The following is a 14,533-nucleotide window of genomic DNA, read 5'->3' as shown; positions in this document are numbered from 1 at the left end:
CACTTTTTATCAGGAGCAGGCCTTTAATTTTATGCGTTAAACGACTTTTGCCGCGAAACCTTTCAGGTATAAACCTTCCGGGTAAGCCGTATCAAACAAGTGATCGCTTGCTTGAGTAAAGGATTCCACAAATTTCACTTCACGACCGGCATCTAGCGCAGCATCGGCAATAATTTTTTGGAATAAACCTGACTCCATTAGCCCTGAGCAAGAATAAGTCAGCAAAGTGCCACCAGGTTTGAGTATTTGGATAGCCAGCATATTGAGATCTTTATAACCACGAGCGCCACTGGTTAGGTTGCTCTTCGAGCTAACCATTTTCGGTGGATCCATGATAACTACGTCAAACTGAGTACCTTGGTCACGATATTCACGCAGTATTTTAAATACATCTGCATTCAGAAATACCGCTTTTTTGATGTTAAAGCCATTGAGCTCTGCATTTTGTTTTGCGATATCAAGTGCCGGTTGTGATACGTCCACATTGATAACACGCTCAGCGCCTGCTTTAAGCGCGTATAGACCAAACCCGCCAGTGTACGAGAAGCAGTTTAAAACTTGCTTACCTTTAACGTATTTCATTGAGTGTTGACGGCTGTCACGTTGATCAAGATAAAAGCCTGTCTTATGACCTGTTTTAATATCAACTTGAATTTTAACGCCATTTTCTTCAATCACGATAGGTTCGTTAGGCTCAGTGCCATGCAATAGCCCGGTAGTTTCTTCTAAGCCTTCTTTTTTACGCACGGCAACATCGGAGCGCTCGTAAATAGAGCACTCAGGGAAGCAGTGTTTGAGCGCTTCAACAATGTGTTGTTTTTGTTTTTCTGCGCCCGCGCTTAAAAGCTGACAAACCAAGTAATCTTGATACTTATCTATGGTTACGCCGGGCATTGAGTCTGACTCAGCGGCAATCAAGCGGTAGCCAGTCAGCGCACCTTGGGCGATGCATTCTTCTCTTAGCATTTGCGCTTGTTGAATGCGCTCAATAAAGAATGCCGTGTCGATCTCTTTTTTGGTAAAGCTCCAAATGCGAGCGCGGATTTGCGAGTTAGGAGAGTAGGCGGCTTTTGCTAACCATTGACCATTGTGTGCAAACACATCTACCGTATCACCCAGTTGTGGATCGCCGGTAACCGTTTCAATACCTCTAGAAAAAATCCAAGGGTGACGACGACGGACAGATTTGTCTCGGCCTTTCGCTAGTTTGATAGATGCGCTCATAAAAATGTAAGTCTCAAAGAAAATTTTGTGACATTGTCGTGTAACAACTCAGTAAAAGCAAATTAGAAACGATTATACTTGTCATCATTGCAAATAAGTTTGTTTTACCTGTCTATTTCACCAGTCTGTTTAACAGAAGCAAGGAGCAGTTATGTCATCAGTTTGCCGAAAATTTCTAGTCTCAGGCACAGTGCAAATGGTTGGTTTTCGTTATCACACCGCCCATCAAGGTTTAAAGCTTGGTTTAACGGGATATGCGAAGAATTTAAATGATGGCAGTGTGGAAGTGTTCGCGTGCGGCGCAAAGGAGCAAGTCGAGCAGTTGGCACAGTGGTTAAAAGTAGGGCCAAGAACGGCCTCAGTGGAAAGTTGCATCGCATCTGAGGCAGAATTTAAGCATTACGCAGGCTTTGATATTTTATAGGTGCTCAATACAAAGCGCTGCCAAACCAAACCAAACCAAACCAAACCAAACCCAAGCACTCTTACAAACATTTTGCAGGTTTAGGTAAACCCGCCAGTTTAGTTGCTTGCTTCGCTGGGCCTTGTTTAAACAGTTTGAAAAGGTATTTGCTGTTGCCTTTTTCTGGGCCGTGCGCTTTTTCGATGGCTTTGACTAGCATGCGCACCGCAGGCGAGGTGTTAAATTCTAAGTAGAAGTCTCGCACAAAGTGTACAACCTCTAGATGCGCAGGGGTAAGCTCAATGCCTTCTTGCTCTGCTAAAATCGCAATCATGCCTTCTTCCCAATCTTTAAAATTAAGTAGATAGCCTTGAGCGTCTGTTTCTATGTTTTTGCCGTTGAATTCAAACATAGCCTGTTCCTAAGTGATACATCATTGCTTGAATTATCATTAAAAAATAAAAAGCCCGCAACTAGTGCGGGCTTAATAAGGCAAAGATTAATCAATATTAATCGTTATTCATGATACCTAGGATACTAAGTAGGCTGATGAATAGGTTGTAGATTGAAACGTATAGGGTGATTGTTGCCGAGATGTAGTTAGTCTCACCACCGCGAACGATTTGCTGTGTTGTTAGCAAGATTGCACCAGTTGAGAACAATACAAACATGCCGCTCATTGCTAGGTGAATCATAGGCATTTGTAGGAAGATGTTCGCTACCATACCGATTAAAAGAACCACAAAACCAGCCATTAATAGGCCACCTAGGAAAGATAGGTCACGTTTAGTGGTTAGTGCGTAAGCTGATGCGCTCATAAAGGCCAGTGCTGTGCCACCAAGTGCGGTCACAATGGTGTCACCCATACCTGCACCAATGTACATGTTTAGGATTGGACCTGTGGTATAGCCTAAGAAGCCGGTGAATAGGAAAGTGAAAACTAAGCCCATGCTGTTGTTACGGTTCTTTTCAGTTAAGAACAGTAGACCGTAGAAACCAACTAGCATGATGATTAGGCCTGGACGGGGTAGGTTCATAGCCATAGAAACGCCCGCTACTACAGCAGACCAAAGCAATGTTAGTGATAACAAGAAATAGGTGTTACGCAAAACCTTGTTGGTTTGCAGCACACTTTCTTGGGTGCGAGTGCGTGATACCAATGGACTGTTCATAGTGTTCCTCAAAAGACCTTTAAATAATTAGTATATATATGTGGCGAAAAGTTCAATTTTTCAAGTACAGCGTTCGCCTACGCCCCCCTGATAGTAAGCAAATTGTGTTACCGAGTGAACCGTAAAGTGTAACTAACGGTAAACGGCTTCTCTATTCACGTAAAAAAGGGCAGCAGTGCTACCCTTTATTTTACGTCAAATATTGAATTAGTGGTGCAATATTTGCGATAAGAAGTTCTGAGTGCGATCTGACTGCGGGTTTTCAAAGAAATCGATTGGATTATTTTCTTCAATGATTTCGCCCGCATCCATAAAGATCACTCTATCGGCCACCTCTTTGGCAAAGCCCATTTCATGGGTCACACACAGCATGGTCATCCCTTCATCAGCCAGCTCAACCATTACATCCAGCACTTCACGTACCATTTCAGGGTCGAGCGCAGAGGTTGGCTCATCAAACAGCATCACTTGAGGGTTCATACACAAAGAGCGTGCAATCGCCACACGTTGCTGTTGTCCACCAGACAATTGGCCTGGGTATTTATCCGCTTGATCTGGGATTTTTACGCGCTCTAAATACTTCATCGCCACAGCATCAGCTTCTTCTTTAGGCATTTTTTTCACCCAAATTGGCGCAAGAGTGCAGTTTTCTAGCACGGTAAGGTGCGGGAATAAGTTGAAGTGCTGAAAACACATGCCCACTTCTCGGCGAACCGCTTCGATGTTTTTAAGATCTTCAGTCAGTTCAGTACCAGAAACAAAAATATGGCCTTTTTGATGCTCTTCCAAACGGTTAATACAACGAATCATCGTTGATTTACCTGAGCCAGAAGGGCCACAAATTACGATCTTTTCGCCTTTTTTAACGCTTAGGTTGATGTTCTTTAGTACGTGAAACTCACCGTACCACTTGTTCATGTCCTCTAATTGGATCATGTAATCTTGTTGTTGCGTCATAATACGTCCTTGATAATTATCGTTTGTGACCGGTGTGAAGTTTGTTCTCTAGCCATATCGAATACCTCGACATGCCAAAACAAAATACCCAGAACACTAACGCGACAAATACATAACTTTCGATAGCAAAACCTAGCCATTCAGGGTCAGTATTCGCTGATTGACCAATACCCAGTACATCAAACATACCGATAATGAGTACTAAACTGGTGTCTTTAAATAAGCCAATAAAAGTATTCACAATCGATGGAATGGTGATTTTAAGCGCTTGTGGAAGAATGATTAAACGCATTTTCTTCCAATATGAGAGCCCTAACGCGTCTGCGGCTTCATATTGTCCGCTTGGGATTGCTTGCAAGCCGCCGCGAACCACTTCTGCCATATAAGCGGCGCTAAATAGCACCACACCCACCAGCGCACGAATGAGCTTATCGGTTTGCATACCCTCGGAAAGAAACAGGGGCAACATGACCGAGGCCATAAAGAGTACGGTAATCAGTGGTACGCCACGCCATACTTCGATATATACAGTACACATACTGCGTATGATAGGCATTTCAGAGCGTCGACCTAGGGCTAATATCACACCAATAGGTAGTGATACCACGATACCGACTAAAGCGATAATCAGTGTAACTAACAAGCCACCCCATTTATGGGTTTCAACGACTTCTAAGCCAAATACACCGCCGTACAATAAAACGGCAATAATAAATGGATAGATATTGACGAAAAATAGCCATATCCAAGTGCGTTTCGGAGTTTTTTCATATATTAACGCCGCAATGAAAATTGCCAATGTGGCGTAAAATAGGCGCGGGCGCCACAATTCAGCTTCTGGGTAAAACCCATACATGAATTGTTCCCAGCGAACACTAATAAACACCCAGCATGCACCTGCACTGGTGCAGTCATCACGGGTTGTGCCAATCCAATCGGCATTGATAAACGCCCAACTGATGGTCTGGCTGATTAACAGAAACGCGATATAGGCCAAAATAATAGAAACAATCGAATTTAGCGGGGTGCTAAACAGATTTTTCTTCATCCACCCAACGACACCGACAGAGTTTGACGGTGGTGGCAGATCGGGTTGAAATTGATGTGTACTCATATTATCTCTCCACCAATGCAACTTTCTTGTTGTAGATATTCATCACAAGAGAAGTCAGCAGACTCAAGGTGAGGTAAACGCCCATTGTCATTGCAATAATCTCTATCGCTTGTCCGGTTTGGTTTAACGTTGTACCGGCAAAAACCGATACCAAATCAGGGTAACCAATGGCCATCGCAAGGGAGGAGTTTTTGGTCAAGTTCAAGTATTGACTGGTTAAAGGCGGAATAATGATTCGCAGTGCTTGAGGAATGACCACTAGGCGCAAAGTGCGACTGCGAGGTAAACCTAATGACATTGCCGCTTCTGTTTGCCCATGACTAACCGCGTTAATACCTGAGCGCACAATCTCCGCGATAAATGAGGCGGTATAAATACTCAGCGCTAATGTTAATGCCGCTAGTTCAGGAATAATGCTTATGCCACCTCTGAAGTTAAACCCTTTTAATTCGGGGAACTCAGCGGTAATAGGCATACCTGTCATAAAGTAGGTAATAGCGGTTAGGCCAAGGATTAGAGCAAGGGAGATACGACCAACAGGTGTTTGTTGTCCTGTGAGTTTCTGTTTGTTTTTCGCCCAAATAGCAATCACAACTGAGGCTATAACGGCCAAGGCAAAGGCTGCGACAACCAATGAGCTGCCTTCATTAAACACGGGCGCGGGGAAAAATAGACCGCGAACGTTCAAGAAGACCGCTTCACCTAAACTTAAACTTTGACGTGGAGAAGGCAGTGCCTGCAATACCGCAAAATACCAGAAGAAAATTTGCAGTAATAACGGGATATTACGGAACACTTCGATGTAAATTGCCGCTAGGCGACTGACCAACCAATTACTGGATAAGCGGGCAATACCCATGATAAAGCCAAGGATGGTTGCAAATACAATACCTAACGCTGAAACTAGCGCGGTATTTAATAGACCGACGACGAAAGTGCGTCCATAACTGTACGTTTCATCGTAATCGACAAGGTGAAGACCAATACCAAATCCGGCTTCTTTGGAAAGAAAATCGAATCCGGTTGCAATACCACGTGCGTCAAGGTTGCTCAAAGCATTGTTGACAATGGTGTAGAAAAACCAAACTAGACCTAATACAGCGATGACCTGAAAGGCGACGGCGCGAAAGGTCGGGTTATACAGAAGGTTTGAGCTCTTGTTTCCTGAACTGGGTTCAGTTGGGGTTATTTTTGGTGGGGTCATACAACTAACCTTTAATTAAATCCATTTAAACAAAAGGGCGGCGAGGCCACCCTTAGGTTACAAAGACAGGATTAGCGCATTGGAGGCGCGTACATAAAGCCACCTGCATTCCATAGTGCGTTTACACCACGAGTAATTTGTAGAGGTGAACCTGTACCTACAGTGCGCTCAAAACTCTCACCGTAGTTACCCACTTGTTTAATGACTTGGTAGCCCCAGTCGTCTTTAAGACCTAAAGCAGTACCTTTTGGTCCATCAACACCTAGAATACGTTTTACGTTTGGATCTGATGATTTCAACATTTCATCGGCATTTTTCGATGTGATGCCATATTCTTCGGCATTGATCATCGCATTTAGTGTCCACTTCGCCACGTTAAACCACTTGTCGTCGCCTTGACGAACAACAGGGCCTAAAGGCTCTTTAGAAATAATTTCTGGCAATACGACCGCAGAAGAAGGGTCTTTAAGATTTAGGCGCAGCGCGTAAAGTCCAGATTGGTCAGTGGTAAGAACGTCACAGCGACCAGCGTCGAAACCTGCCGATGTTTGTGCCGCTGTATCAAATACCACTGGCTTGTACTTCATGCCACTAGCGCGGAAGTAATCGGCAAGGTTTAGCTCTGTGGTAGTACCTGATTGAACACAAACAGCCGCGCCGTCAAGTTCTTTAGCACTCATTACGCCTAGGTCTTTTTTAACCATAAAGCCTTGTCCATCGTAGTAGTTTACGCCGACAAAGTTCAGACCAAGCGCGGTATCACGATGTTGTGTCCACGTAGTGTTACGTGACAATACATCAATTTCACCAGATTGTAGGGCAGTGAAACGCTCTTTTGCGGTTAGAGGAACATATTTCACTTTTGTTTTGTCACCAAGCACAGCAGCTGCCACTGCTTGACAATATTCAACATCAATCCCTTCCCATTGTCCCTTAGAGTTAGGGTTAGAAAAGCCTGGCAGGCCAGTACTCACACCACAGGTGAGTGAGCCAGATGCTAAAACTTTGTCTAGCGTGCTATCGGCTGCTGAGGCTGAAGTGGCCATTACAGCAGTTGAAGCAGCTACTACGGAAGCTAGAATTGTGAGTTTATTCGCCATCTATTTGTTTCCTTTCTGTATAGTCCATGGGTGGTGATGCATGATTCATCGTGGTTTGCATCTTTACATTGAATGTAAAATCGATTGTATGAATCACCAAATTGGGGCATATTTTCCTTGCCCTAATACAAAGTAGTTTAGGTTTCTAAGTATCTCAATTAATTGCAAATTATGAGGTACACCTAATTCACTACTCTAGAATGACTAAATGTTGCTAGTTTGTAAATAGTGCAGCATTGTTTAACTTTGGTTAATCAGTTAGATTACATGTGATATTTCATAAAGGCAGTTGTTATCACTGCTTTTATGCTCAAAGCATACTGAATTCACCAGTTAAGAGTGAATATCAGAGTAATTAGCTGAGCAAAAGTTTTTACTGGCAATGTACTGCACCAATTTAGTGAATTTCAACGGATGATTTTGTTAACAGAAAAGGACGAGAATGCGTTATTTCCCTCTATATTACGATTTACTTCATAAGCCGGTGCTGGTGGTGGGTGGTGGGGAAGTCGCCAGTCGAAAAATTGAAAGTTTGTTGAAGGCGGGAGCGTATGTTTCTGTGGTATCTCCAAGGCTTGAGCCGTTTTTAGCGACATTAGCGCAAGATAAGAAAATCAGCTGGATCAAAGGCTTTTATCAAGAGCATTTAATTGATGAGTTCGTGCAAATTTGGGCGACCACAGATAACCCTGAACTTAACCATCGCGTGCATCGTGACGCCAAATTAGCTGGCATTATGGTTAATGTTGTGGACGACACTGAGCATTGTGATTTCATTACCCCTTCAATGATCACCAGAGGACGAATACAAGTCGCCTTTTCTAGTGGTGGCGGCTCTCCAGTTCTTATCCGTAACTTAAGACGCACCTTTGAGGCTGTATTGCCACAAAATCTGGGTTTACTGGCCGATTTTGCCACCAGTAAACGCAATGATATCAAATCCAAATTATCCGATGTCACTCAAAGACGTTTGTTTTGGGAATGCTTTTTCGAAGATAATAGGGTGAAGGCGGCGACTTCAACTCATTCACTGCAATCGTGTTACGAACAAATGCTCGACGAGCATAATTTTGAACCTGCTTATTCGGTCACTTGGATTGAAACGGGCAACGATTTTGAAATGCTAACCTTAAAAGCACTGCGCTTGATGCAGGCATCAGAAATGGTTTTGTATCATCAATCTATAGGTACTGTATATATAGACAGTTCTCGCCGTGATGCGCAGCGTGAGAGTTGGAAAGAGGTGTCGGAGTTAAAAGTCTTGTTAGAAAAAGAGCAAAACAATAATAGTGCGGTAGTGGTGTTATTGCCGTCTATGAGCAAAGCTTTACAGTCTGAATTATCACTGTGCTGTGGCACTGTTGAGGTACTTTCTTATGCGCGTCAGCCGCTAGAACAAAAGTAAGTTTATTGTTGCACTGTTAACCAGAAAAATAACCAATCGAGGAAAATATGTCATCGTTTAAAACTCGTTGTCCATCGTGTCATGGTTTAAACCGCGTTCCAACAGAGCGAGTCTCTGAGAGCCCAAAGTGCGGAAAATGCCAAACCCAACTGCTTGACGGGGCACCGATTGAAGGCACCAGTGATAATTTTGCCACGCTGATCAATAGTAAAGTGCCTGTTGTAGTGGATTTCTGGGCACCTTGGTGCAATCCATGTGTCGGCTTTGCGCCTGTGTTCTCAGCGGTTGCAACTGAGCGAGCAGGGCAATTACGCTTTGTTAAAATCGATACGGAATCTCAGCAAGCATTGGGCGCGCAATATGGGATCCGCAGTATTCCTACTGTCATGGTGTTTAAAGAAGGCAAAGTAGTGGATTCAGTGAACGGCGCTCTACCTAAATCTCAATTTGAGCAGTGGCTAAATCAAGCTATCAATAATTAAATAACAATGCCGTAGCCATAGCCGATACAAAAAAAGTAGATACAAAAATAGCAGGCATAAAAAAACGAGGGATTAATTTCCCTCGTTTTTTAAAGCTCAGTAAGTTTTAGAGTTAGTCTCTAAAGTTTTCGTATTGGAAAGGTTGTCCCAAATCCGAGCTTTTAATTAATGCGATAGCCGATTGTAAATCATCACGCTTTTTACCTGTGATACGCACTTTTTCGCCTTGAATACTGGCTTGTACTTTCAACTTAGCGTCTTTGATGGTTTTCACTAATTTCTTAGCCATCTCTTTATCAATGCCTTGTTTAAAGAGAACCGTTTGATACCAGTTTTTACCTGATGCATCAGGTTTTTGCGCATCCATAGTGTTTACGTCAACACTGCGTTTAGTTAGGTTACCACGTAAAATATCGCGCATTTGTTTTAATTGAAAATCCGCTTCAGCGCTGAGTTTTACAGTTTCGTCTTTATATTCAAAACTGGCTTGAACACCCCTAAAATCAAAACGGGTAGCGATTTCACGGTTTGCGTTTTCTACCGCGTGACGAATGTCGACGGTTTCGACTTCGGAAACAATGTCAAATGAAGGCATCTAATTCTCCTTAAAGTTGTGTTTTAACAGCGTCTGCTAGAATATCAAGCATTTCAATCGTGTGCTCCCAACCCAAACAAGGGTCGGTAATGGATTTGCCGTATTGTAATGCGTTTAGGTCGTCCATTGGTTGATTGCCTTCTTCGATAAAGCTCTCAGCCATGATACCTGCCACATATTGACTGCCAGATTTAATTTGTGAGGCAATCTCTTTGGCAACGTCTAATTGTTTGCGGTGCTGTTTTTGGCAGTTAGCGTGGCTAAAATCAACGATTAAACGTTGCGGTAAGCCCACTTCGCCTAGTGCATGGCACGCTTTTTCTATTGATGCCTGATCAAAGTTAGGGCCAGTGTCACCACCACGCAAGATAATGTGGCCGTGTGGGTTACCTGATGTGCGATACACCGTCATACGGCCATTTTTATCTGGCGAATAGAAGTAATGCGATGCTTTTGAAGCACGCACTGCATCAATGGCAATTTTTACGCTACCGTTGGTGCCGTTTTTAAAGCCTACAGGGCATGACAGAGCCGAAGCCATTTCTCGGTGAATTTGTGATTCGGTAGTACGAGCGCCAATAGCGCCCCACGAGATAAGGTCAGTAATGTATTGTCCGGTTACCATATCCAAAAATTCAGTGGCGGTAGGTAGACCAAGATTATTGATATCGACCAGCAGTTGGCGAGCTTTGTGTAGGCCTGCTTCAAGGGCGTATGAGCCATCCAGATTTGGATCAGTAATTAAGCCTTTCCAACCTATGATGGTGCGCGGCTTTTCAAAGTAGGTACGCATCACTATAAATAGTTGATCTTTATATTGCTCTTGTAGCGCGGCAAGTCTGCGAGCGTAATCAAGTGCAGCTTCAGTATCATGGATTGAACAAGGTCCAACAATAACTAGGCATCGTTTGTCTTCACCATCTAAAATACGTTCAATTTGCTGGCGGGATTCTCTAATTGAAACAGCAAGCTCTGGCGTCAGAGGGTGTAAATTAGATAATTCTGCAGGCGTTGGCATTGGCCCAAGAGGTTGGGTACGCAATTCATCGGTTTTAAGTGACATAATTTTAAGATCTTCTTCTTTCGAAATTGTGCTAAAGATAGCGGAATTATCAGTTGGAATAAACTTCAACGTTTAAAATCAATAAAATTAACCGCCATAGCTAAATAACTGTTCATTATTTGTTCTTAAAACAGGGTTGTTTACCTTTTTGCACACTAGATAAGCGGATAGAGCTCGAATCGATCATTTTCTTGGCAGATTTTATCAATTGGCTATTTGAAACATTAATCGGTGGTGGTATTTTGATTTTAATAACAACTAGAGTCTAGGTAGGACGCAAATGCCAAATTCGGAATTACTTTTGGGCAACTCGTTGCAACAACGCAATGAGGGTGCTGAGCACGTATTACTGTCAATCGGTGATGTCATTCAAGAACGAATGTTTTTTCACCCTGCACTGATTGGTAGTGACTTAACGCTAAGTGATGCTGATCAAATGGCATTGGATGCTGTAGTCAATGGACAAGATCTGACTGAGTTTTATCAAGAAGTGCTAAATGAAACGGCAACTGAACTTGAACTGGCTCAATACAAACGTGTTCGCGTACAACTGAGCAACTGTGACAGCAGTTCTTTCTCGGCGCTAATTGCGGGCAGTTTAGAAGAGTGTGAAACCAACCCTATGTTAGGTGCGCGTGGCGTTTCTCGTTATGCCTCGGATTTTTACAAGCCAAGTTTTGCTTTGGAATGTCAGTTTATCAAAGCGCTGCGTGAAAAAGAGATTAACGTAGAAGTCGTAGTACCGTTTGTACGCAGTCTAAGCGATGCGGCTAAGGTTATCGACCGATTAGCAGAGCAAGGTCTTCCTCGTGGATTAAACGGCTTAAAAGTGCTGTTTGGCGCAGATACACCATCAGCGGTACTTCTTTCTGAACGTTTGCTGAAATACTTTGATGGCGTGTGTGTGGATTTGGCTTCTCTAACCCAGCTGACTTTGGGTATTGATCGCAATAATGAAGCGGTATCTACTGGCTACAATGTACAAAATGAAGCTGTGCTAGGACTGCTAGCTCAAGTATTAACCCAAGCCAATGCAGCGCGTAAATCTTCTATTGTGCTGACTGAAGCGCTTGCAGAAAATACTAAGCTACAAGAATTTTTACTTGAATACCCTCAATGCGACATTATTAACGTCGATTAATTACTGAGCGCTGAACGGGTTTAACATGCGCCAATGATTTGTGTGAGCAAATCATTGGCCATAGTGTTAGCTAGGTTCTATCAATAAAGTCCAGAAAAGGCTTTGTATTGTGTAACTAAGGCAATACAATCGTCGCGATATCGACTAATACGAGTAAAAAAATGATAAAAATTGGCCAACTTAACGCACTTACAATTATCCAAATCACTGACTTTGGCGTTTTTCTAGACGCATTTGATTATGGGAGTGTGCTACTTCCTAAAAAACAACTCAGTGACGAGCCTGAAGTTGGTCAATCTATTAACGTATTCCTGTACTTTGATTCAGATAACGCATTGTGCGCTACCCGCGAAAAACCAATTGCCCAAGTGGGCGAGTGGGGTTTGATGGAAATCACTAGCATCAACAGCACTGGCGCATTCGTAAACTGGGGCATTGAGAAAAAAGATCTATTGATCCCTTACAGCGAACAGCGTGCGCGTTTCAATGAAGGCCAAACTATCTTAGTGTACGTTTATACGGACAATGCAAGTGGCCGTATCGTAGGCACCACTAAGTTCAACAAGTGGTTAGATAAGACGCCGCAACATTATAAATCAAATCAACAAGTTGAGTTGCTTATCGCCGAGCGAAGTGACTTAGGTTACAAAGCAATTATTAACGGTGAGCATTGGGGCATGATCTTTAGCTCTGATGTGATTGGTAAGCTGTTTATTGGTAAGCGCCTAAAAGGTTACATCAAACAAGTGCGTGAAGACGGTAAAATTGATTTATCACTACAAAAGATTGGCGTGGCTAAGATGGATGATCTTAGTGAGAAGATTTTAGACCTGCTGGATAAGAAAGACGGTTTCTTGCCACTAAATGATAAGTCGACACCCGACGCTATCTTTAAAGTGTTCCGCACCAGTAAAGGCACGTTTAAGAAAACCATTGGTGGTCTATACAAAGCAGGGCATATCACCATTGAAGCTGACGGTATTCACCGCGTTAAATAAGCGTATTGAATTAAATCAGCAATTGAAAGTCGCTTATTAAAAGCAAAAAAAATAGCCTAGGTTATCCTCACCTAGGCTTAGGGGAATGGCTCTTCTTGAGAGCCTGCGCTAATCGCGTTATTCCTCTAAGTTTAGTACACCGAGCGCGTCTTGCCATAACGCATAGCCGCACTCGGCACTAATTGATAACATCTGTCTGAATTAGAAAAGATTATTATCTCTTACCATTTCTCGTGGTAATCCATTTTTAACCCTATTGCCTACCCATTTGCCTAAACCTATCGTGACATTATCATAACGCACTAAGATTTCGCCTTTGCCACTACTTTGTAATGGACGAATGTCTCGACCCATATACCATTCACGTGCTTCTTCCAACGTTAAATCGATAGCGTTTGTTTCGTTGTGCTCACTCATGGCGACTACGCCTTGATGTTGCCAGCGATAGCCTTTCTTATGTGCTTCGGCAAGTTTTATGCCTATACGTTGAAAGCGCATTTGACCCAATAAGGGCTCAATTAATTTTGGGAATAGCCATACTTCGTTGTCACGTTGCCAAAGTGAAAAACTGCTTGGGATAGTAATGCCTAGTGTCGTGGATAACAACTTTGTTACGTTGTCACATTCTTTTGCTGATAACAATTGGAAAGGAAACTTACCCAAGCGTTTTTTAACGGCAGGGGCAGTCACTGAAGCTGTCTTTTTAAATCGGGCGATAAAGAAGCCTTCGCAATCATAAACTTGTGGGTAAACGTGCAGATAACCTTCTTCAGTAGCAGAGAGCTCAGCTCCATCAAATAACTGTTGTAACGGTTCTACTTCAATGCAATCAGCAAAGGTGTCTAATAGGTGTTGCACCACTTGTTGGTTTTCTTGCAGGTTTAAAGTACAAGTTGAATAGACCAAGGTTCCGTTAGGTTTTAGCGCGTGGAAGGCACTTTCTATAAGATCTTTTTGGGTGCTGGCAATTTCTTCAACCGAGGATAAACTCCAGTTTTTCATTGCATCAGCGTCTTTTCTTAATGAGCCTTCGCCTGAGCAGGGCGCATCCAGTAAAATTGCATCAAAGGTTTCAGGAAGCCAAGAGCCAAACACGCGAGCATCAAAGTTGGTCATCGCCATGTTGCCGACGCCACAACGCATCAGGTTGCCAAATAAAATCTTTACTCGGCTAGCGGAAAACTCGTTGGCAATCACTAAGCCATCTTTACCAATATGGCTAGCAATTTGTGTGGTTTTCGAGCCAGGAGCGGCCGCCATATCCAGTACACGAAATTCTTCATTGACATCAAGTTGCTCGAATAAGGCGGTAACGGGCATCATTGAACTGGCTTCTTGAATGTAAAATAACCCAGCAAGATGCTGACTGGTGTTACCCAGTGAGGTGGAAGACTCATCTACATCGTCAAGCCAAAAACCCTCAGCACACCAAGGAACCGGTGTCAGTGTCCAACCCATTTCAGTGGCTTGTTGTGTAAATTCTTCAACCGATATTTTTAAGGTATTCACTCGAATACTGCGCTTTAAAGGGCGTCTGCAAGCCTCAAGCAGTTCGTCTAACTTAAGGTGACTAGGCATTTGTTGCGCGATAAGTTCAATAAACTCATCTGGGATATATACGTTCTGATGCAAGGTGGAATTCCTGTTGAGGGGAGCGAGCAAGGGAAGTGTAGCA

15 protein-coding genes are annotated in these 14,533 nt (G+C 43.1%); 5 read left to right on the top strand and 10 right to left on the bottom strand.

Annotation, left to right across the window (positions count from 1 at the left end; all coding sequences use genetic code 11):
• Window positions 1–36: 36 nt before the first annotated feature.
• Window positions 37–1,224, bottom strand: a complete 1,188-nt coding sequence (locus tag QV280_RS06615; protein WP_023404701.1) for a class I SAM-dependent methyltransferase — start codon at window positions 1,222–1,224, stop codon at window positions 37–39.
• Between the two features lie 151 nt (window positions 1,225–1,375).
• On the opposite strand from QV280_RS06615, the gene yccX reads away from it, so the two are divergent.
• Window positions 1,376–1,648 carry an acylphosphatase gene (gene yccX / locus QV280_RS06610; protein ID WP_023404700.1) on the top strand — a complete coding sequence of 91 codons (273 nt, stop codon included), beginning with the start codon at window positions 1,376–1,378 and terminating at the stop codon, window positions 1,646–1,648.
• Window positions 1,649–1,709: 61 nt separating this feature from the next.
• Here yccX and QV280_RS06605 read toward each other — a convergent pair whose 3' ends face one another.
• The 6 genes from QV280_RS06605 to QV280_RS06580 form a co-directional block, all read right to left on the bottom strand.
• A complete protein-coding gene (locus tag QV280_RS06605) occupies window positions 1,710–2,039 on the bottom strand; it encodes a TusE/DsrC/DsvC family sulfur relay protein (RefSeq protein ID WP_023404699.1) in 330 nt (109 codons plus the stop codon).
• A gap of 97 nt (window positions 2,040–2,136) precedes the next feature.
• Window positions 2,137–2,799 carry a Bax inhibitor-1/YccA family protein gene (locus tag QV280_RS06600; protein WP_021713143.1) on the bottom strand — a complete coding sequence of 221 codons (663 nt, stop codon included), beginning with the start codon at window positions 2,797–2,799 and terminating at the stop codon, window positions 2,137–2,139.
• Between the two features lie 207 nt (window positions 2,800–3,006).
• Window positions 3,007–3,756 (bottom strand): amino acid ABC transporter ATP-binding protein, encoded by a 750-nt coding sequence (locus QV280_RS06595; RefSeq protein ID WP_023404698.1) that lies wholly within the window; start codon window positions 3,754–3,756, stop codon window positions 3,007–3,009.
• Window positions 3,757–3,772: 16 nt separating this feature from the next.
• Window positions 3,773–4,870, bottom strand: a complete 1,098-nt coding sequence (locus tag QV280_RS06590) for an amino acid ABC transporter permease (protein WP_152819886.1) — start codon at window positions 4,868–4,870, stop codon at window positions 3,773–3,775.
• A gap of 1 nt (window position 4,871) precedes the next feature.
• Window positions 4,872–6,074 (bottom strand): amino acid ABC transporter permease, encoded by a 1,203-nt coding sequence (locus QV280_RS06585; protein ID WP_152819887.1) that lies wholly within the window; start codon window positions 6,072–6,074, stop codon window positions 4,872–4,874.
• Between the two features lie 71 nt (window positions 6,075–6,145).
• Entirely contained in the window at window positions 6,146–7,174 is a 1,029-nt protein-coding gene (locus tag QV280_RS06580; protein ID WP_152819888.1) for an amino acid ABC transporter substrate-binding protein, read from the bottom strand.
• A gap of 442 nt (window positions 7,175–7,616) precedes the next feature.
• Here QV280_RS06580 and QV280_RS06575 point away from each other — a divergent pair, with 442 nt between their 5' ends.
• Window positions 7,617–8,579, top strand: coding sequence for a precorrin-2 dehydrogenase/sirohydrochlorin ferrochelatase family protein (locus QV280_RS06575; RefSeq protein WP_152819889.1), 963 nt, complete (start codon window positions 7,617–7,619; stop codon window positions 8,577–8,579).
• Between the two features lie 47 nt (window positions 8,580–8,626).
• The gene (trxC, locus tag QV280_RS06570) at window positions 8,627–9,061 is read left to right on the top strand and encodes a thioredoxin TrxC (protein ID WP_152819890.1); all 435 of its coding nucleotides are present in this window, start codon (window positions 8,627–8,629) and stop codon (window positions 9,059–9,061) included.
• A gap of 112 nt (window positions 9,062–9,173) precedes the next feature.
• On the opposite strand, the gene QV280_RS06565 is transcribed toward trxC, so the two are convergent.
• Both QV280_RS06565 and QV280_RS06560 read right to left on the bottom strand, forming a co-directional pair.
• Window positions 9,174–9,656 (bottom strand): YajQ family cyclic di-GMP-binding protein, encoded by a 483-nt coding sequence (locus QV280_RS06565; RefSeq protein WP_152819891.1) that lies wholly within the window; start codon window positions 9,654–9,656, stop codon window positions 9,174–9,176.
• Between the two features lie 10 nt (window positions 9,657–9,666).
• Window positions 9,667–10,719: a 3-deoxy-7-phosphoheptulonate synthase gene (locus QV280_RS06560; protein WP_152819892.1), complete on the bottom strand. Its 1,053-nt coding sequence runs from the start codon at window positions 10,717–10,719 to the stop codon at window positions 9,667–9,669.
• Window positions 10,720–10,999: 280 nt separating this feature from the next.
• Between QV280_RS06560 and QV280_RS06555 the strand changes: the two genes are divergently transcribed.
• Both QV280_RS06555 and QV280_RS06550 read left to right on the top strand, forming a co-directional pair.
• Window positions 11,000–11,860, top strand: coding sequence for a putative PEP-binding protein (locus tag QV280_RS06555; protein WP_152819893.1), 861 nt, complete (start codon window positions 11,000–11,002; stop codon window positions 11,858–11,860).
• Between the two features lie 161 nt (window positions 11,861–12,021).
• The gene (locus QV280_RS06550) at window positions 12,022–12,858 is read left to right on the top strand and encodes a CvfB family protein (protein WP_152819894.1); all 837 of its coding nucleotides are present in this window, start codon (window positions 12,022–12,024) and stop codon (window positions 12,856–12,858) included.
• Window positions 12,859–13,059: 201 nt separating this feature from the next.
• On the opposite strand, the gene rsmF is transcribed toward QV280_RS06550, so the two are convergent.
• Complete coding sequence (gene rsmF, locus QV280_RS06545; protein ID WP_152819895.1) at window positions 13,060–14,490, bottom strand: 16S rRNA (cytosine(1407)-C(5))-methyltransferase RsmF; 1,431 nt, start codon at window positions 14,488–14,490, stop codon at window positions 13,060–13,062.
• Between the last annotated feature and the right edge of the window lie 43 nt (window positions 14,491–14,533).

The sequence above is a fragment of the Vibrio sp. B1Z05 genome, assembly GCF_052955985.1.
The sequence above is the reverse complement of the archived record's forward strand: the minus strand, read 5'-3'. Positions and strand labels throughout refer to the sequence as shown.